The organism is Selenomonas ruminantium AC2024, from assembly GCF_000687995.1.
Taxonomy (GTDB): domain Bacteria; phylum Bacillota; class Negativicutes; order Selenomonadales; family Selenomonadaceae; genus Selenomonas_A; species Selenomonas_A ruminantium_B.
In genome coordinates this window covers 2,200,506-2,218,916 of the sequence record NZ_JIAC01000001.1, presented here as the reverse complement: position 1 = coordinate 2,218,916, position 18,411 = coordinate 2,200,506, and the positions used below count along the sequence as shown (strand labels likewise).

General features: G+C 49.3%; 19 protein-coding genes. 13 read left to right on the top strand and 6 right to left on the bottom strand.

From position 1 onward, the window contains the following. The first annotated feature begins 144 nt into the window (after positions 1-144). From dapF to P157_RS0110605, 8 genes are read left to right on the top strand one after another with little or no spacing between them, the layout of a single operon-like run. The gene (gene dapF, locus P157_RS0110640; protein ID WP_026760969.1) at positions 145-1,005 is read left to right on the top strand and encodes a diaminopimelate epimerase; all 861 of its coding nucleotides are present in this window, start codon (positions 145-147) and stop codon (positions 1,003-1,005) included. Beyond that, a complete protein-coding gene (locus P157_RS0110635) occupies positions 999-1,874 on the top strand; it encodes a YicC/YloC family endoribonuclease (RefSeq protein WP_037368324.1) in 876 nt (291 codons plus the stop codon). The genes dapF and P157_RS0110635 overlap by 7 nt, the downstream gene beginning before the upstream one ends. 13 nt (positions 1,875-1,887) lie before the next feature. Further along, positions 1,888-2,172 (top strand): extracellular matrix/biofilm regulator RemA, encoded by a 285-nt coding sequence (remA, locus tag P157_RS0110630; protein ID WP_026760967.1) that lies wholly within the window; start codon positions 1,888-1,890, stop codon positions 2,170-2,172. Beyond that, positions 2,173-2,775, top strand: coding sequence for a guanylate kinase (gmk, locus tag P157_RS0110625; RefSeq protein ID WP_026760966.1), 603 nt, complete (start codon positions 2,173-2,175; stop codon positions 2,773-2,775). It begins immediately after the preceding gene. Further along, positions 2,775-3,011 carry a DNA-directed RNA polymerase subunit omega gene (gene rpoZ, locus P157_RS0110620; protein WP_173437244.1) on the top strand — a complete coding sequence of 79 codons (237 nt, stop codon included), beginning with the start codon at positions 2,775-2,777 and terminating at the stop codon, positions 3,009-3,011. The genes gmk and rpoZ overlap by 1 nt, the downstream gene beginning before the upstream one ends. A gap of 1 nt (position 3,012) precedes the next feature. Beyond that, entirely contained in the window at positions 3,013-4,209 is a 1,197-nt protein-coding gene (gene coaBC, locus P157_RS0110615; RefSeq protein WP_026760964.1) for a bifunctional phosphopantothenoylcysteine decarboxylase/phosphopantothenate--cysteine ligase CoaBC, read from the top strand. 17 nt (positions 4,210-4,226) lie between these two features. After that, complete coding sequence (locus P157_RS0110610) at positions 4,227-4,547, top strand: hypothetical protein (RefSeq protein WP_026760963.1); 321 nt, start codon at positions 4,227-4,229, stop codon at positions 4,545-4,547. A 56-nt stretch (positions 4,548-4,603) separates the two neighbouring features. Further along, complete coding sequence (locus P157_RS0110605; RefSeq protein WP_026760962.1) at positions 4,604-5,446, top strand: hypothetical protein; 843 nt, start codon at positions 4,604-4,606, stop codon at positions 5,444-5,446. A gap of 632 nt (positions 5,447-6,078) precedes the next feature. Here the strand turns inward: P157_RS0110605 and P157_RS0110600 are convergent. From P157_RS0110600 to hypF, 3 genes are all read right to left on the bottom strand, one after another. Continuing rightward, positions 6,079-6,876: a tRNA 2-thiocytidine biosynthesis TtcA family protein gene (locus P157_RS0110600; protein ID WP_026760961.1), complete on the bottom strand. Its 798-nt coding sequence runs from the start codon at positions 6,874-6,876 to the stop codon at positions 6,079-6,081. A 131-nt stretch (positions 6,877-7,007) separates the two neighbouring features. Beyond that, positions 7,008-7,286: a hypothetical protein gene (locus tag P157_RS0110595; RefSeq protein WP_026760960.1), complete on the bottom strand. Its 279-nt coding sequence runs from the start codon at positions 7,284-7,286 to the stop codon at positions 7,008-7,010. 103 nt (positions 7,287-7,389) lie between these two features. Then, positions 7,390-9,663: a carbamoyltransferase HypF gene (gene hypF / locus P157_RS0110590; protein WP_037368321.1), complete on the bottom strand. Its 2,274-nt coding sequence runs from the start codon at positions 9,661-9,663 to the stop codon at positions 7,390-7,392. Between the two features lie 483 nt (positions 9,664-10,146). On the opposite strand from hypF, the gene P157_RS0110585 reads away from it, so the two are divergent. The 4 genes from P157_RS0110585 (at position 10,147) to P157_RS0110570 (ending at position 13,181) form a co-directional block, all read left to right on the top strand. Continuing rightward, a complete protein-coding gene (locus tag P157_RS0110585) occupies positions 10,147-10,665 on the top strand; it encodes an AAA family ATPase (RefSeq protein ID WP_230578476.1) in 519 nt (172 codons plus the stop codon). 48 nt (positions 10,666-10,713) lie between these two features. Next, the gene (locus tag P157_RS0110580) at positions 10,714-11,040 is read left to right on the top strand and encodes a hypothetical protein (protein WP_026760957.1); all 327 of its coding nucleotides are present in this window, start codon (positions 10,714-10,716) and stop codon (positions 11,038-11,040) included. Between the two features lie 66 nt (positions 11,041-11,106). Further along, the gene (locus P157_RS0110575; protein WP_026760956.1) at positions 11,107-12,126 is read left to right on the top strand and encodes a macro domain-containing protein; all 1,020 of its coding nucleotides are present in this window, start codon (positions 11,107-11,109) and stop codon (positions 12,124-12,126) included. Between the two features lie 125 nt (positions 12,127-12,251). Next, positions 12,252-13,181 carry an ADP-ribosylglycohydrolase family protein gene (locus tag P157_RS0110570; RefSeq protein WP_026760955.1) on the top strand — a complete coding sequence of 310 codons (930 nt, stop codon included), beginning with the start codon at positions 12,252-12,254 and terminating at the stop codon, positions 13,179-13,181. Positions 13,182-13,408: 227 nt separating this feature from the next. Here the strand turns inward: P157_RS0110570 and P157_RS0110565 are convergent, their stop codons facing one another. Continuing rightward, positions 13,409-15,229, bottom strand: coding sequence for a GmrSD restriction endonuclease domain-containing protein (locus P157_RS0110565; protein WP_026760954.1), 1,821 nt, complete (start codon positions 15,227-15,229; stop codon positions 13,409-13,411). A 351-nt stretch (positions 15,230-15,580) separates the two neighbouring features. Here P157_RS0110565 and P157_RS0110560 point away from each other — a divergent pair, with 351 nt between their 5' ends. Continuing rightward, entirely contained in the window at positions 15,581-17,206 is a 1,626-nt protein-coding gene (locus P157_RS0110560; RefSeq protein ID WP_026760953.1) for a peptide chain release factor 3, read from the top strand. Between the two features lie 49 nt (positions 17,207-17,255). On the opposite strand, the gene P157_RS0110555 is transcribed toward P157_RS0110560, so the two are convergent. Continuing rightward, complete coding sequence (locus P157_RS0110555) at positions 17,256-18,032, bottom strand: DUF4931 domain-containing protein (RefSeq protein WP_155266770.1); 777 nt, start codon at positions 18,030-18,032, stop codon at positions 17,256-17,258. Between the two features lie 171 nt (positions 18,033-18,203). Then, the gene (gene rpmB / locus P157_RS0110550) at positions 18,204-18,395 is read right to left on the bottom strand and encodes a 50S ribosomal protein L28 (RefSeq protein ID WP_014424781.1); all 192 of its coding nucleotides are present in this window, start codon (positions 18,393-18,395) and stop codon (positions 18,204-18,206) included. Positions 18,396-18,411 lie beyond the last annotated feature (16 nt).

Genomic DNA, 18,411 nt, shown 5'->3' with positions numbered 1-18,411 from the left:
CAAGTCAATTTTTGACATGTCAGATTGACTTGCCAATGGGAGAGTTTTTCGTATTGCGGTGAAATCGTGAGAAAAACCTTGAAAAATTGCGGAAATGCAGGTATTATAGTATAGATATCGAAATAGACAGGAGGCAGGTTATTGATGAAGAAATTTACGAAGTGGCAAGGTTGTGGCAATGATTTTGTTTTGTTCGACTGCCTGCAGGATGATATAGAGGATTATGCATCGGTAGCCCGGAAGGTCTGTGACCGTCATTATGGCGTCGGGGCAGATGGGATTCTCGTGGTACTGCCTTCTGCGCAAGCGGATTTCCGCATGCGGATTTTCAACACCGATGGCAGCGAGGCGGAGATGTGTGGCAACGGCATTCGCTGCTTTGCTCGTTATCTCTATGACTTCGGCCTGACGAAGGAAACGCGTTTTACCGTGGAAACGGGCGCCGGGATTCTAGTGCCGGAGATTGTGCTCGAAGGCGGCCAGGTCAAGGGCATCAAAGTGGATATGGGTGAGCCGCATCTTTTGGGTGAGGAAATACCTGTTGTCGGCTTTGACGGGTCAAAGGTTATTGACAAGTCAATGTCTGTTGACGGTCAGGAATATCACTTCACAGCTGTATCCATGGGCAATCCGCACTGTGTCATCTTTGTGGATGATGCGGAGAATTTCCCCATCTATGAACTGGGCCACAAGTTTGAGACCCATGAGTTGTTTCCGAAAAAGACCAATACGGAGTTTGTGGAGGTCAAGGACTGCCAGCATGTACGCATGCGCGTCTGGGAGCGTGGGGCTGCGGTGACGCTGGCCTGCGGTACGGGCTCCTGTGCGACGGTGGTGGCTGGCATATTGAACGGCAAACTGGACAGAGAGGCTGCTACGGAAGTTGAACTGGACGGCGGCAAACTTTCGATTCATTGGGCGAATGATAACCATGTGTTTATGACTGGCCCGGCTGAACTGGTGTTCAGCGGCGAGCTGGCAGATTGTGAGGCGTGTGTATGCTGAAGAGTATGACCGGCTTCGGTGCCGCAACGGTGGAGAATGACGATTACAAGGTGACGGTGGAGTTAAAAGCCGTCAACCAGCGGTTCTTGGAACTGAATTTCCATATGCCCCGGCAGTTTGGGGAGTGGGAAGAAAGTTTACGCCAGCTTATCCGCAAGACTGCAGCCCGTGGCAAAGTGGATATTTTCATCAATTATCAGGACAAGCGGGAAGCCAAAAGCAGCATCCGTGTGGATAAGGAGCTGGCTTTGGCCTATCAGTCGGCCTTAAATGAGCTCAGCGATACCCTGCATCTGCCTCGGCCTGACAGCGCGGCGATGTTTGCGGGTTTTCCCGATGTGCTGCAGGTGGAGCAAACGGCAGATTTTGAAGGTCTGCAGCCGGTGCTAACGGAGGCTATGGCGCAGGCGCTCGCGGCCTTTGACACCATGCGTCAGCGGGAAGGAGCGCATATCGCAGAGGACTTTGCAAAGCGCCTGGACAAACTTGAGGAAATGCGCCAGCAGGTGATTAAGCTCTCGCCGGCCATTGTGGAAGAACGGCGCAAACATTTGCAGGAAGTGCTCGAAGAAGCGCTGGCTGGCAAGGACTTTGATGAGACGCGGATTATTCAGGAAACCGCACTCTTTGCCGACCGTGTGAATTATACGGAAGAAGTGGTGCGGCTTGAGAGCCATATCGGCCAGTTCCGTCAGATTATGGCGGCAGATGAGCCGGTAGGCCGGAAGCTGGACTTCCTCATTCAGGAATTTAACAGGGAAACGAACACCATTGGTTCCAAGGCCAATAGTACCGAAGCGGCCCAGCTGGTGGTGGATATGAAGAGCGAAATCGAAAAGATTCGCGAGCAGGTGCAAAATATCGAGTAAAGGGGAGATACTGATGGATATTAAACTCATCAATATCGGCTTTGGTAATATTGTATCGGCCAATCGGATTGTGGCCATTGTGAGCCCGGAATCTGCGCCTATTAAGCGCATTATCCAGGAAGCCAGGGATGGGGAACGGCTGATTGATGCGACTTATGGACGCAGAACCCGTGCAGTTATCATTATGGACAGCGACCATGTCATCTTATCGGCGGTGCAGCCGGAAACGGTAGCTCATCGCGTAGAGGATGACGATGATGATGTAAAGACGGAGAAAGAGAAAGAAGACGAGGAATAAATGAGTAAAGGATTATTGATTGTCGTTTCCGGTCCTTCGGGAACAGGCAAGGGCACGGTATGCAGTGAACTTTTGTCCCAGGCCCAGGACCTTGCGTATTCCATTTCCGCTACGACCCGTCAGCCGCGGGCTGGAGAAGTGGACGGCAAGAACTACTACTTCATGGACAAGGCCGATTTTGAAAAGAAGATTGCCGAAGGCGGCTTTTTGGAATATGCCAATGTCTATGGCAATTACTACGGCACGCCGCTGGGCAAAATCGAGGAACGACTGGCAGAAGGTGTGGACATCCTGCTGGAAATCGATACCCAGGGTGCCATCAATGTCATGGAAAAATGCCCCGATGGGCTCTTTATCTTCCTTGTGCCCCCGTCTCTGGCAGAGCTGGAGCGCCGCATCCGCGGCCGTGGTTCCGAGACGGAGGAATCCCTGCAGAAGCGCATGGGTTCTGCCCGCAAGGAAATCGAAGATGGCAAAAAATACGGCTATGTGGTGGTCAATGATACGGTGAAAAATGCCGTACAGCGCATTATGGCGATTCGCACTGCAGAACACTGCCGTATGGATAAAAATCAGGAAATTTTTGAGGAGTTGGCAAAGTAATGAAAGTAATGAGCAAACCGGAAATGAGCATGGTAAACCCGTCTACGGATAAACTGATGTCCCGCGTGGACAGCCGTTATGGTCTGGTGGTATGCGCTTCCAAGCGTGCCCGTCAGCTGGTGGATGGCGAAGAACTCAAGGAAATCGAAATGAAATCCACCAAAGACGTGACCAATGCTCTGGAAGAAATCGCCGAAGGCAAAATCGCCTACAAGATTTCCAAGGCTGACCTCTAAGATGAGCAGCTTAACAGGCAAGAAAATTGTATTAGGCGTGACGGGAGGTATTGCCGCTTATAAGGCGGTGGAGATTGCCTCCCGTCTCCGCAAAGCTGGGACAGAAATTCATGTCATCATGACGCGGGAGGCCACGGAGTTTGTCACGGAACTGACCTTCCGGGAGATTACGGGTCAGCCTGTGTCTGTGGATATGTGGGCTAAGGTCGCGAACTTCAATGTGGAACATATTGCACTGGCTACGCTGGCTGACCTTGTGCTCATTGCCCCGGCTACGGCAAACATCATTGCCAAGACGGCGGCGGGCATCGCCGATGATATGCTGACCACTACAGTTCTGGCCACCAAGGCGCCCATCGTCATGTCGCCGGCTATGAATACCAATATGTATGAGAATCCTGTGACCCAGAAGAATATCGCGGAGCTAAAGAGCCGGGGCGTGCAGATGATTGAGCCTGCCTCTGGCCACTTGGCCTGCGGTGTAGAGGGCAAGGGCCGTCTGCCGGAACCGGCGCAAATCGTACAGTTCGTCATGGACTTTATGTGCGGAGAGCAGCCTCTGCAGGGCCGCAAGATTATCGTTACTGCCGGCGGCACCATTGAGCCGCTGGACCCGGTGCGTTACTTAGGCAATCACTCTACGGGCAAGATGGGTTACGCCATTGCCGCAGAAGCCGCAAAGCTTGGGGCAGAGGTGCTCTTAGTATCCGGCCCCAGTAATCTGGCTGACCCCGCAGGCGTAAAGACCGTGCGCATTCAGACCGCATTGGAAATGCAGGCGGCCGTGCAGGCAGCCTACGCTAAAGCCGATGCGGTTATCATGTCGGCAGCTGTGGCCGACTATCGCCCAAAGACGGTGGCCAAGGATAAAATCAAAAAAAGCGATGATGAACTGGTGCTCCATTTAGAGCGCAATCCGGATATTCTCTACGGTCTTGGTCAGCAAAAAGACAGGCAGATTTTGGTGGGCTTTGCGGCGGAAACCTGCAATGTGGAGGAATATGCCAAAAAGAAGCTCTCGAAGAAGAATTTGGACTTTATCGTGGCCAATGATGTATCGGCTAAGGATGCAGGCTTTGCTGTGGACAACAACCGGGTGCAGATTTACTTCCGCAACGGCGAATGTGAGAAATATCCATTGATGAGCAAGCAGGAATTAGCCGGCATCCTCTTGAATAAAATAGTAAAGATGATGTAAAGCAAAGGAGGCGCGCTATGCCTAAGGTTACCCGTGAAGATATTCCCAACTGGTTCCAGCGCAAGACTGGTTTTAACGTAGATGTGGAAGAACTGAAAAAAGCGGCGGAACTGGACCGTATAGCCTGTGCCGATGAGCCCATGAAGATGATGCGCGACCTCTGGGGGATAACCCCGCGGGATTGCGAGAAAATCCTGGGCGCTCCCAGCCGCACCGTGGAGATGTGGTTCCATAAAGATGCCTCCAGACCCCCTTCCTGGGTGGTGCGCCTCATTGTGGAAAAATGTGCAGACCTGCATGAGCGTCGTCTGGAGCGGGAGAAGAAGCGGCAAAAATGATGGAAAAAAGCCCCCAGAATCCGTGGGGGCTTTTATAATGCAAAGGAGAAGAAAGTATGCAGGCAAATGCCTTAAAGAAAAAAATAGAGGATGCCCTGAGTCAGGCGCTGAGTCTGGCAGGGGAAAAAGATGTGGAAGCAGCGGTGGATATCCTGCGCCAGCAGATTGAAGCGGTGGAGGCCTTGAACCTCTACAATGACGGCCGTGCTGATTACTATGACTTCAATACGCTGATGGAAATGGTGATGTTCCAGAGCCAGCATCCGGAAATCCATCCCGTGTCCGATATCGAAGAGCCCTTGAACCGCTTATACGCCATGTATGGCTCGTTGCTGTTGGAGCAGGGCAAGCTGGACGAAGCGCAGGAGGCTTTGGCTATTGCCATGGACTGGAACCCCATGAGCGCTGACATTGCCTTTGAGCATGCGGAGGTTTTCAAGCAGAAAAAGGACTGGGAAAAGCTCAAGGAACTGACCATTGCCATATTCCCCATCGCCTACAAGCGCCGGGAAATCGCCCATTGCTATCGCAATTTAGGCTATTACTTCGTGGAAAAGCAGATGTGGGATGAAGCCGTAGGCTGTTATCTGCTCAGCATGAGTTTTGCCGATGCAGAAGGCCGTTATCAGGCGGAATTGGAGCTTAAGTACATCCATGACGAAACGGAAGGCCAGGCCCAGCGGCCCTCCATCGGAGCTCTGCGCTCCTACGGGGAAAAGTACGGCTTCCCCATCGGGCCGGACAGTAAAATCATCGAGACGGCCATGCAGTACGGCAAGACCATGCTGGCCAACAAGAAATACGAACACGCCCAGTATTTCCTCGATATTGCCTATAAACTCACGGAGAGCAAGGAACTGAAAGAGCTGCTGGACGGCATCAACAAGGCTATGAAATAAGCCTGTGATAGATAAATTACAGTTTGCCAGTGCGTGCTGAAATTTTTTGTTACAGCTCAGTTTGGGCGGAGGTGGTAATACTTTTTGCCGTTGCACTAAATGACCCACAAGCAAATGTATGGGCTTTTTAGTTACCTGCGCCGGGCAAGACCGGCGGCGCGTATGTTCAGCCCAGTGTTTAGTTTATGCCGTTTGTGGGCCAGTCCTCACTGCGTTCGGACAGTCGTTCCACGGCGAAAAGCATCACCACTTCCGCCCTAAGTTGCATTTGCATTAAATGTATTTTTCTCGATGACAAGCGACAAGTACATCGATGTTCTTGCTACGGGAGCAACGAGTTCGTGGCAATAGTATAGGACGTAGCTTGGGGCGGACGGGGAGTGATTTTTCTGTAGGGAGCGACTGCCTGAACGAAGTGAAGGCCGGCCCCTGTAGGAAGCAACTAAGCAAATACGCTGAAAGCAGCGCCGTTGGCCTGCCCGGCGCAGGTAACTGGACAGCTCTACTTTGCGAAGGGGTCGTTTAGCGGAAAACAGAAAAATTACTCCCCGTTCGCCCCTTGACAACGTATGAACTGGATACCTTTACCACGAACTCCCCAACAAACTGTAATTTTACAAGCGCTGTTCTCTTTACTTATTCTTATAGGCGAAATATGTTTGGCGCATTTCTTCCCGGGTTTTGGCGGCGGGCCAGAGTTCACCAAGGGCCCCTTGACGCATGGCAGCGCCTAGGTGGTCGTAGACATCGGGAATTTGGGGCTCCAATTTGGCAATGAGTTCCTTGACATCCTGGCGGCAGGTATTGCCGTCATGGGGGCAGGGGCTTTTGACCGGGTCAAAACCATGGATGTTGATGGCTTCGATAAGTTCTTTTTCCCGGAAGTAAACCAAGGGGCGGATTACTGTCAAATCCATGCGGTCCAGATAGGTGACCGGGGTAAATGTATGCAGCTGACCGGAGTAAAGCAGGCTCATCAGGAAGGTTTCCACGGCATCATCATGGTGATGGGCATAGGCGACCTTGTTGACACCGTGCTCTTTGGCATAGCGGTTCACAGCTCCCCGGCGGAAAAAGGCGCAGGTAAAGCAGGGATTTTTGTCCGGACATGTTTCAATGGTGCCCGCAATGTCCACATCGATGATTTCATAGGGAATGTTGAGCTTCGCCATGAAATCCTTGGCCCGCTCGATATCAAAGAGGGCAGGGCGCCCCTGCTCGTCCTTGAACTGGGGATTGATGGTGAGGGCAGATAGCTTGAAATCCTTGTGCAGCCGCTGCTTCAAGATGGCCATGGCGTAAGCGAGGAAGATGCTGTCCTTGCCGCCGGAAATGCCCAGCAGAATGTGGTCGCCGTCGGCAATCATATCGAATTCCACCACAGCCCGCATCAGCTTGCTGTAGTAAAGTTGTGGCATATTGAGATTCATAACATGCTCCTTTGCATTATCGAATATAACAAATAAAAAACCGGCATTCAGCCGGTTTTTTTTTACGCTTGCTGTACAGTTCGTCGAGATACTCCTGCCCGCTTATTCCGTCCTTGAATATAAACCGTTAATCAAGCAGTCATATTTACGTTATTGCCGGTATTATTTCCTGCAGAATAGGCCGAAACCTTGGCGCGTTTATCATAACGTAAAATTATCATGGCTCCGTCGGACATCCTCTTGGTAATCGTAGCACTTTCCACAGTATCACGAGAAGCGGAGGTGTCGTTCTTATCAGAGCTCTGGTGAAATGAGTCCGATGTCCTCGTTATGGCATCTACCGAGGCGATGCCAGAGGCAACTAGGTTCCAGCGATAGGCAAAGCTGCCAATACCACTCGTACCGCTCATAACAATCCCTCCCTTGCAAGTGCAGGCAGGAAAGTATCTCTAATTCGATTATAACATGAAACGTGTCTGTGGACAAATGTTTTCTTAAGTATACTTAAGGCTTTTACTCAGAATTCAAATGATACATGGCAGCCACAGCCTGTCCCAGGCAAATGCCGCCGTCATTAGGCGGAATCAGGCTGTGGCGCAGGACCGTGAAGCCTTCTTCCTGCAGGAAGGTCGCGACAAGTTCCGTCAGCAGCAGGTTTTGGAAAACGCCGCCGGACAGAGCTGTTGTATTTAAGCCCGTGTCTTTACGGGCACGCAGGCAGGCGGCAGTGATGAAGCGGGCAAGGCCGGCATGGAAGAGATAGGCCAGTTTGCCAGAGTCCTCACCCTTTAATCGCTGCTCCAGCAGATAGGCAAAGAGTCGGTCGGTGTTCATCTCAGCAGGAACAGGCAGCGCATCTTTGTGTTCGTCCTGCCATTTGCGGGCTGCAAATTCCAAATACATGCTGGCTTCGCCTTCGAAGGTGGAGCTGGTGCGGATTCCTAAGATGGCGCTGACAGCATCAAAGAGGCGGCCGGCACTGGTGCTCTTGATGGTGTTGATGTTGTTATCCAGCATGAAGAACATGGCTTCCAGGTCAGCTTCACTGCAAAGATTTAATGAGTTAACGTGCTTACGTGTTTCTTCCTTGTCACCGGTCAAATCGTAAAGCAAAGATACGGCAATGCGCCAGCCTTCCCGGCTGGCTTTGTCGCCGCCGGCCTGACGGAAAGGGGTAATGGAAGCGAGCCGCTGAAAGCCCTTAAAATCAGCCTGCAGAATTTCTCCGCCCCAGATGGTTCCATCGGTGCCGTAGCCAGTGCCATCAAAGGACACGCCGATGACGGGAGCATCGTAGTCATTTTCCGCCATGCAGGAGAGAATATGGGCGTAGTGATGCTGAACCGGGAACAGGGGCAGGCCAAGCTCCTTGGCAATGGTGACGGTGTTATAGCGTGGGTGCATATCGCAGGCTACAATTTTTGGGGCGCACTCCAGAAGCTCCGTCAGCCGCTGGATGGTTTCCCGCAAAGCCTGCATGGTGCGCAAATCGCTCATATCCCCCACGTAGGGCGAAGGATAGAAGATGTTGTCACTGCCAACGCAGAAGGTGTTCTTGAGCTCGCTGCCAATGCCCAGCACAGCTCCTTGCCAGGTATTTTTCAGCATAAAGGGGAGGGGGGCAAAGCCACGGCTGCGGCGAATCATGTAAGGCTGGCCAGCAAGCCAGTCCATTACCGTATCGTCAGCGCGAATGCGAATCTTGCGGTTATGTGACAGCATTAAATCGCAGAAGCCGCTAAGGGCAGCGACGGCTCCGTCGTCATCCCGGCAGATGGGCGCGCCTGCCGGATTGCCGCTGGTCATGATAAGGGTATCGGGCATGGTGAGTCCGTCAGGATAATCAAAGAGCAGCATATGCAAAGGCGCATAAGGCAGCATCATACCGATTTTGGGATTGCCGGGAGCTACGCTGTCCACAATTTGACCGGTCAATTTTCGCTTTAAGAGGAGAATGGGCTTTTTATGGCCTGTGAGCATTTCCTGCTGGCCGTTTTCTACCTGACATTCCCGTTCCACAGCCGCCATATCACGGGCCATGATGGCAAAGGGCTTGACCGGACGGTGTTTTAACTTTCGCAGGCGGCGGACGGCGTTATCGTTGGTGGCATCACAGCAGAGATGAAAGCCACCGATGCCCTTGATGGCCACAATTCCGCCCGCGATAATGGTTTGACGGGTGCGGGTGATGGCGGCAGCTCCCCGCACATCTTCTTCACCAATCAGATAGACTTCCGGGCCGCAGTTGTTGCAGCAGACGGGCTGGGCATCATAGCGGCGGGTGGCCGGGTTGTCGTATTCGGCCTGACAGCTGGGGCACATAGGAAATTCCCCCATGCTCGTGCGCTCACGGTCATAGGGCATGGAGTCTAAAATGGTGAGGCGGGGGCCGCAGGCGGTGCAGTTGATGAAGGGATGAAGATAGCGTTTATCCTGCGGGTCAAAGAGTTCCGCTTTGCATTTATCGCAGGTGGCAATATCCGGGGATACGAAGATGGAACCTTGCTCCTTGGCGCTTTCAATAATTTGGAAGTCGGCATATGTTTCGGCCTGGTCAAGTTTTTGACGGGTCAGTTTCAGGATGGAGGCCCGCTCAGGCGGTTCCTGCTCGATGGCAGTAAGAAATTGGTCAACCGCTGCTTCACTTCCCTGGGCGAAGACCTCCACGTAAGGCCCCTTGTTGCAGACACTGCCGCAGATATGAAAACGGGCGGCCAATCGCGCCACAAAGGGACGGAAGCCCACACCCTGTACGATGCCGAAGATTTTGCTTTGATAAAGTGCCATGGTTGTCACTCGCCTTCCTTTGAAATCACTCTCTATTATATATTAAAGAGATTGCGCCATGCAAATATGGTGATATAAGATTGGATTAAATTTGTAATAGACTGAAAAATTGATAAAAATAAAAATTTTTTGCGTCAGGGGGTGTATTTTTTTTAATAGATGTGTTACACTATAAGTGTCGATAGGCAAGTAGCCGGATATCCCACCGGTTTACATCGGAAAAACCTATCGGTCTCTTCTCTGGAAACATATCCCAGTTTCCAGTATCCCATTTCCTTACATCTTTTTAGCGAGAACCGGAGTCAGTGGAGTGATACCGGTTCTTTTGCTGTCTGTAACTATATTTTCAGTTGGGAATGAATCGTTCAAAATGAAAAAATCAGCATCATGGATTCGAACATGGTGCTGATTTTTTTCAATGCTAGAGAATAGCTTGGTGGTGATGTATAATATCATTATCGGAAATATAGAATGAATAGGAGCATGAACTTGAAGGTAATTAATTTTTACGGCGGTGCTGGCATTGGCAAGAGTACCATTGCCGCAGATATTTTCTCGAAGCTGAAACGCAAAGGGCACAAGACAGAATTGGTCGGCGAATATGCCAAGTGGCTTTGGTATCAGAACGCTACGGACATCGTGCAGGACCAGTTGTATCTCTTTGCCGAGCAGGTGCACCGGCTCAAGACGCTGGAACGCTATGGCGTGGAGTATGCGGTCTGTGATTCGCCGCTGCCTTTGAATATCATTTACAACAATACGCCGGATGAACTCTTTGACCAGCTGGTCATGCATGAGCATGCCAAGTTTGACAATGTGGAATACCTCTTGCGGCGCAATGATGAATTCATCAGCATTGATGGGCGCAAGGAAACCAATCTGGAACGGGCCAAGGTAAAGGATGATGAAATCAAGGCTGTTCTGGATGGAGCAGGCATCGGCTATACCGTCATATCACCATGGGAAACCGATAAGGTATTGCTGGATTTGAAAATGAAATGAGGCATATCTTCTGCGGATTTATGTTGATTTTGTTGGAGGTGAGTAACCGTGAAAAAATGTACAGCCATATTGACTATTCTGCTGCTGTTGACTATGACACTTCCGGCGATGGCGGCATCTGCTGTCAACAGGGATGGCTATTACAAAGGGATTAAACTCTGCGGCAGAGTGAAGGTGGTGGAGCACTTTGCTGATATTAAAGTCAAGGTAGTGGAGTCCTTCCCGGACCTGAAGGTGAAGGTCCGGGAAGCTTTCCCGGATAAAATTGGCGAGTGGAAGTTCGTGGAAAGCGGTGAAGACTTCACCGTACAGTTTGTCGAAAATTTCCCCGATATCAAAATCAAGTATGTGAATGCGTTTCCAGGAGTGGAATGATTACGATCTTATTCGCGAACCTATTGGCAAGGTTCTGGGTACAGCAATCAGCATGGAGGTGAGTTAATGCCCTTAGAAATCGTACGCAACGACATAACCAAAATGCAGGTGGATGCCATCGTCAATACAGCAAACCCACGACCAATTGTAGGAAGAGGTGTTGACCGTGCTATTCATCAAGCGGCAGGAAAAGAACTTCTGACGGCGCGGAAGAAAATCGGTGAGCTTGCCACAGGTATGGCAGCCATCACACCGGCCTTTAATCTCCAAGCTAAGTTTGTCATCCACACAGTCGGGCCGGTTTGGAAAGATGGAAAGCATGATGAGCGAGGATTGCTATCCAATTGTTACAGCAATTCGTTGCAGATGGCGGCGGATAATGGATGTACATCCATAGCATTTCCGCTTATCTCGGCGGGTGTATATGGCTGTCCTTCGGAGATTGCCATAGCAGTAGCAACACAGGCTATACGTGAATTTCTCCATGACCATGAGATGGAAGTCTATCTGGTGGTGTTTGACCATAAGGCTTTCAAGATTTCCAGCAGCTTGTTTGACGATGTGCAAAGTTTTATCGATGAGAGGTACATTGAAGAACTACTGGATGAAGAGTACCGTGGTGTTTATTGCGACAGGCGTAGAATACTGGAAGATACTGTTTATCTTGGGAATGAAGCCCCTGTTGCGAAAGCGATAAGTCTGCCGTCTAAGAAAAAAAGCTCCTTGGAGGATTTGCTGGCAGAGGTAGATGATACCTTTTCAGAAGCGTTATTAAGACTGATTGATGTTAAGGGCAAGACTGACCCCGAAGTATATAAGAAAGCGAATGTTGACCGCAAGCTATTCTCGAAAATTCGTAATAACCCCGCCTATAAGCCTAGCAAATCCACGGCGTTAGCTTTTGCGGTGGCATTGGAACTAAATCTGGATGAGACAAAAGACTTTATCAGCCGGGCAGGTTATGCTTTGTCCCATAGCAGTAAGGCAGATATAATCGTGGAGTATTTCATCCAGCGGGCGGAGTACGACATCTTCACCATAAATGAAACGCTGTTCACATTCCATCAGCCGCTTTTAGGTTGCTAGGAGGAGGATATAATCGTATAACTAGGACGGCAAAAATTAAAGGCCTTATAAATGTCGCCTGCTAAGCGACCAAACCACGATTCGATTTCGATAGAATGGAATCATCAAGGAAAGGAGTGGTCGCGATGTTAGGTGCAATCGTGGGCGATATCGTAGGTTCTGTTTATGAGTGGAACAATATCAGGACAAAGGATTTCCCGCTGTTTCGAGATGATTGTTTCTTTACGGATGATACGGTTATGACTTGTGCCGTAGCTGAGGCTGTTATGAATGGTGGCGAAAAGGACGATTTTATTGATGCCATGAAGAAATATGGTCGGATGTACCCAAAGGCTGGTTATGGTGGCAGGTTTGCTACCTGGCTGTTTTCGGATAATCGTAAGCCTTATAACAGCTTTGGCAACGGCTCGGCTATGCGAGTTTCCCCTTGTGCTTGGGTGATGGATTGCGGTTTCTGTGCCAGAACGGGAATGTGGCCGTCAAATGGCAGAGAAGAAGCGAGACTATCTGCGGAGGTTACGCATAACCATCCGGAGGGCATCAAAGGAGCCATGGCAACTGCCGATGCAATCTTCATGTGTCGCTATTATTTTGGTGGTTATCACGGAGATTATGAGAAACCAATCCATGATAATCCAGCAGAATGTAAAAGACTTGTTAAGGAACATATCGAGAAGGAATATGGCTATGATTTGTCTCGTACCCTAGCTGATATTCGCCATGGCTACAAGTTTAACGAAACCTGTCAGGAAACTGTGCCACAGGCGATAATAGCTTTTTTGGAAAGTACGGATTTCGAAGATGCCATACGCAATGCCGTATCGCTGGGTGGCGATAGCGATACTCTGGCGGCTATAACAGGCAGCATTGCGGAAGCTGCCTATGGTATTCCAGATTGGATTAAGGATAAAGCCTATTCCTATTTGGATGAACCACTGAAAGATGTGTTGCGGCGGTGGAGAACGTATATCACGACAGTAAATGGCGAACGCAGGGCATTCCATATAATGCTTACCAGTATGAATGAATATCTTCGCAACAATCCGCAAGCGTGATAACTAAAAATGTTGCATAACAGCGTAGTTGTTCTGCGCCAAGTTCAAAAGCGCAATATAAAAGACGGCTAATCATTGCCGTCTTTTATATTGCAGATAATTGTTTTTTATGGATGGAAATAAATTCAATGAGGAATCCCTTGGGGCTTTGGTGTGTAATTCAGTCTGTCGTGTAACGCCGTGGACATGACCTTGGTTTGTGAGGAGTACGGTTCATCCTTTTCCTATCACAGTTTTTCGTAATATTCTCTGATCTTTTTGGCCATCAGTACGCGCCGCTCCTTCAAAAAATCGGGATAATCTGCTGCGGTCATCGTAGTGATGCGGTGCGGAAGGCAGTTTTCATCTAAATTCTGCCAGAAGATGGTCTCGTCCTTTATTGTCCAGCCGCTTTGGTCGTTGGAATTGCATGCTGTTAGTGCCTGACTAAAATAGTCATTGGGGGATTTCTTACCTACGGCAATATTTACTGTCGTGTCGAGATAAGTATAGTTGGCTACCTGATTATACAGAGATTTATCATCAAATCCATTCTTTTTAAGATATTCCTTAGGAAAGATGTGGTGAACATCTCCGGCAACCGTAATCAAATGTTCTACTTTTGAGGCATTGGAAAGCAGAGAGTGCTCACTTAAGAAAATCTGTGCAGCGAGGTATGTGTTGAAATAGGGGCTGTTGATGGATGAAGTTTCCATGTTCTGCACTAGACGTACGCTCCAAAATGTATCGGAGAGCATAGCTTCTTCGTTTTCGCGGAAAAACTCTAAAAAGCCTTTAGCATTGATGCTGCGCAGGTCTCTGTCCATCTGCGATTCTGGGGAGGAGATATATCGGCCTGTCAGTGTGGACAGGACAAACCATTTCTGTATATAATGCTTGATTTCAGTTTTTGGCACATCGTTTGAGTTTTGTAAAATCAGGAATAGGGTATAGGCAAAATCCATGGTCATCATGGAGTTGATGAGCTTAGTGGAAATAAATCCAGCAGATTTTATGGCTAGCACGAACTGCTTAAAGTTGTACTCGTTCATGAAGTTCAGAATACCAATGTTCAGTTTGTTGAAACTGTCCGCGATAATCTCCTCTTTGTAGGTACGTTCGATAAAATCCCTGCCGGAGAGCAGGCTTACCAAATCTCCCAATTTGCCACGGCCAAATTGGTGCATGAAGGAAACACGGAGCATATCATTGTACTCTGGGTCATAAATGTCATCATTCGTGTCTTTCAGCCACTTCATTTTTGTCCCATACGGAGAGGACATAAATTCCGTATCTACCAGTTCTAAATGATGATAAAAAGCCGGATCTACAGCCAGGTGGCAGAAATAATCAATAGCTTTACGCAGAAGATTACCGCCGTAGCTTTCGTCGGCGGCTATCTTCGACATAGCAAAATCTGCTTCATTGAGTCGTTTGCCTTGAGAATTGATACGTACGAAAATCTCAGTGACTTCGCTGATGTCAAGCTGCGGTACGAGGGTGATAGCACCTATTTGGCAGTTGGCTATGCCAGATAGATGCGTAATTGCCTGATTTACAATTTTGGCAGAAGCCGTGGGATTCTTTTCAACATATTTGTTCACAAATTCAAAACTGTCAAAATCTGGTTTGAATACTTCGGAAATATCCGAAATCCACATGGGGCTATTCACATGCGCAGGAGTTTGGACGGCAAAACGTTCATCATCCTTTTCGGCAAGGGGATTAAATGCAATTCGGATAATCTTTTCTTCATAATTTTCTGTGAGGATTTTTTGCCCAACAATAGCAGTCATGAGTGCTGTTATACGTTGTTGCCCATCAATGAGGATTTTTTTCCCTACGGCACTGGAACCATCCTTTAGCTTGACCGTTTCATTGTGCCATATAATGAGATAGCCGATAGGATAGCCATTATAGAGGGAATCAATGAGATCACGCACCTTTTTGGCTTTCCATACAAAAGGTCGTTGAATGTCAGGGATGGCTATACTGCCTCCTTTGATGTATCCTAGTAATGTGTCTACAGAGTATTGACTTACATCGTATTTTGCACTGGTATTGCTCATTCATCATGCCTCCAAGGATAAAACTATCTAATAAAAATATTGTACTGTTCTATATATAGACCAGTCAAGTGCTATGAAGTCTGTTCACATAGAGGGGCTGTCTTGGCGAAGAAACAGCCTGATGGAGAAGAATTGATATATATAAGGTATGACATCAGCGTGACCTTCATGTATGGCACAGAAATTTATATAAGGTAACAGGTGGCACAAAGTCCCGTTCCATTTTTCTTGTCTTTCCTTCTTATTTTATGGTAAAATGATTGTTACGTGGTTTTGAGAGGGGCGTTGCAACCCCTCAAACGGTAAAACATGTGTTTGTGTTAAATTTATAAGACAATTGGAGGATTTATTTTGTCAGCTTTAAGCGCAGAACTTGATAAAGAAATTGAAAAGCGTCGTACCTTTGCCATCATCTCGCACCCGGATGCTGGTAAGACGACGTTGACGGAAAAACTTTTGCTCTACGGTGGTGCCATTCATCTGGCCGGTTCCATCAAATCTCGCAAGACGCAGCGTCATGCGGTGTCCGACTGGATGGAAATTGAAAAGCAGCGCGGTATCTCTGTAACTTCGTCCGTGTTGCAGTTCGATTACGATGGCTGCCGTATCAACATTCTCGATACGCCGGGCCATCAGGACTTCAGTGAAGATACCTACCGCACTTTGATGGCTGTGGACAGCGCCGTCATGGTTATCGACGTAGCCAAGGGCGTCGAGGCGCAGACGAAAAAGCTCTTTAAGGTCTGCAAACAGCGTGGTATCCCTATCTTTACCTTTGTCAACAAGCTCGACCATTTCGGCAAGGCGCCGATTGACTTGATGGACGAAATCGAAAACGTGTTGGGCATTCGCTCCTATCCTATGAACTGGCCGATTGGTCAGGATGGTCAGTATATGGGCGTGTATGACCGCCGCAACGACAAGGTGCTGCTCTTTGCCGCCGATACCACCCATGGTCAAGAAGCCCGCGTAGCCGATGTATTTGAACCGGATGACCCGCAGGTTATCGAACGCGTTGGTGAAGATGTTTGGGAAGCATTGCAGGAAGACTTGGAACTCTTGAGCGAAGCCGGTGAAGAATTTGACATGGAAAAGGTCAATGCTGGTGAACTGACGCCGATGTTCTTTGGCTCGGCCATGACCAACTTCGGTGTGCAGGACTTCCTGGAAGGCTATATTGAAATGGCGCCGACGCCGCAGCCGCGCAAGTCCTCGGAAGGTTTGATTGCCGCCAACGATGAAAAGTTCTCGGGCTTTGTATTCAAGATTCAGGCAAACATGAACCCGGCGCACCGTGACCGTCTGGCCTTTATCCGCATTTGCTCCGGCAAATTCGAGCGCAATATGGAAGTCTGGCATGAACGCACGGGCAAGATGCTGAAACTTGCCCAGCCCCAGCAGTTCCTGGCGCAGGACAGACAGATTATTGACACGGCTTATCCCGGCGATATCGTTGGTCTTTTTGACCCGGGCGTGTTTGGTATCGGCGATACGGTCTGCGATGCCGGCCATAAGTTCAAATATGCCGATTTCCCGGTATTCCCGCCTGAAAAATTCGCCCGCGTACAGGCCAAGGACACCATGAAGCGCAAGCAGTTCGTCAAGGGGATTGAGCAGTTGACACAGGAAGGTGCGATTCAGTTGTTCCAACAGGCTGGTGCCGGTACGGAATCCTACATTGTCGGCACCGTCGGTACGCTGCAGTTTGAAGTGCTCGAATACCGCCTCAAGAACGAGTATAACGTGGATATCGAAATGAATATGCAGCCCTATGAGGTGGCGCGCTGGATGGCCTTTGAAGACGGCCATGAAGTAACGCCGGCTGAACTCAAAGGCGCTGACCGTGGTATGTTCGTCTACGACCGCCACAATAACCCGGTGCTGCTCGTGAACAACGAATGGGCTTTGGGCTGGATTACCGACAACAATCCGGACCTCATCCTCAATCACGTACCCTTCGACAAAAAAGAAGCATAAGAAAAGGTCATCTGACATGTCAATTTTTTGACGGGTCAGATGACCTTCTTTAGTTATGGAAGTAGAGCCGCCGGATTTCCTGGGTGGCTTCTTTTATATTGGTGGGCCGCACATGAACGCCGTAGCCGATATAGAGGGGCGGTGTGGCGAAGCGAGGGAGGATTTTGGCGTAGACCTGATTCTTTAGCTGGTAGAAAAAGATGTTGTAGCTATGAACCTGTCCTTTATGGAAATGACGGGTTAGATATTCAGTGCCAATTTGCAGGAATTTGGCTATGGTGTGGATGGCCTCCGTGCTTTCGATTTCTGACGGGATGATGTTAAGTTCCCAGAAACCAATGCGGGGATTGGTGGAAATGTTAAATTCCACGTCGTTTTCATTGGTGATGATTTCCCCGGCAAATTCTTCGGGATAGACGGTAAGGGGCTGTGCAAGATGGGGGAAGGCCACAAGCTGCATATGGGGGTGGCGGATGGTTCCGCCCGACAGGGGGCCGTAGTTTTTGAAGAATACCACATCATCGTATTTGCCGGAGTGCAGCATTTTTTGCCAATGATAGAGGCCGAAGCGTATCAGGCGCTGCATATGCTCGGGCGTGTAGTCGGGCATATCGCTTTGGCAGGCATTCGTTTCGATGAGGACGAACTGTTCCGTGCCGGACAGTACATTGTATTTATTGCGCAGGAGGATGATGGGGCCATCGGTGGCGATGATGTCCGTGAGCTCATCTGTATGGCAGAAGGGACAGTAGTTATCCGGGTGACGGATGGTCTCCGGCTTCTGCCGCCCGATTTGCATATCAAAGTCTATGATATTGTATGGTATAGCCATAGGATGTTCACCCTCTTTGGATAGTTTCGTATTGCATGTATTATACGTTTAAGTCTAGCACAAGGCCTTGGGAAAAACAATGACAGCACATATAAAATAACCCTACCGCAACTGCGATAGGGTTATTTTATGATATATCAGCTTTTGGTGATATTTATGCGCAAATTAAAGGGCACGCTGAACCTTACCAGAACGCAGGCAACGCGTGCAGACGTTGACACGTTTCACTTCGCCTTCAACAACAGCGCGTACACGCTGGATGTTCGGCTTCCAAGTGCGTCTCGTCTTCAGATGGGAATGGCTGACATTGTTGCCAGACAGTTCGCCTTTAGCGCAGATTTCGCAAACACTTGCCATGTGTTACACCTCCTTA

Coding starts and splice junctions, on each gene's coding strand:
- rpmB (WP_014424781.1), bottom strand. CDS start 18,395: ATGGCAAGTGTTTGCGAAATCTGCGCTAAAGGCGAACTGTCTGGCAAC.
- P157_RS0110585 (WP_230578476.1), top strand. CDS start 10,147: ATGAACTTGAAGGTAATTAATTTTTACGGCGGTGCTGGCATTGGCAAG.
- P157_RS0110570 (WP_026760955.1), top strand. CDS start 12,252: ATGTTAGGTGCAATCGTGGGCGATATCGTAGGTTCTGTTTATGAGTGG.
- gmk (WP_026760966.1), top strand. CDS start 2,173: ATGAGTAAAGGATTATTGATTGTCGTTTCCGGTCCTTCGGGAACAGGC.
- hypF (WP_037368321.1), bottom strand. CDS start 9,663: ATGGCACTTTATCAAAGCAAAATCTTCGGCATCGTACAGGGTGTGGGC.
- dapF (WP_026760969.1), top strand. CDS start 145: ATGAAGAAATTTACGAAGTGGCAAGGTTGTGGCAATGATTTTGTTTTG.
- P157_RS0110595 (WP_026760960.1), bottom strand. CDS start 7,286: ATGAGCGGTACGAGTGGTATTGGCAGCTTTGCCTATCGCTGGAACCTA.
- P157_RS0110600 (WP_026760961.1), bottom strand. CDS start 6,876: ATGAATCTCAATATGCCACAACTTTACTACAGCAAGCTGATGCGGGCT.
- P157_RS0110575 (WP_026760956.1), top strand. CDS start 11,107: ATGCCCTTAGAAATCGTACGCAACGACATAACCAAAATGCAGGTGGAT.
- P157_RS0110605 (WP_026760962.1), top strand. CDS start 4,604: ATGCAGGCAAATGCCTTAAAGAAAAAAATAGAGGATGCCCTGAGTCAG.
- rpoZ (WP_173437244.1), top strand. CDS start 2,775: ATGAAAGTAATGAGCAAACCGGAAATGAGCATGGTAAACCCGTCTACG.
- remA (WP_026760967.1), top strand. CDS start 1,888: ATGGATATTAAACTCATCAATATCGGCTTTGGTAATATTGTATCGGCC.
- P157_RS0110610 (WP_026760963.1), top strand. CDS start 4,227: ATGCCTAAGGTTACCCGTGAAGATATTCCCAACTGGTTCCAGCGCAAG.
- P157_RS0110565 (WP_026760954.1), bottom strand. CDS start 15,229: ATGAGCAATACCAGTGCAAAATACGATGTAAGTCAATACTCTGTAGAC.
- P157_RS0110635 (WP_037368324.1), top strand. CDS start 999: ATGCTGAAGAGTATGACCGGCTTCGGTGCCGCAACGGTGGAGAATGAC.
- coaBC (WP_026760964.1), top strand. CDS start 3,013: ATGAGCAGCTTAACAGGCAAGAAAATTGTATTAGGCGTGACGGGAGGT.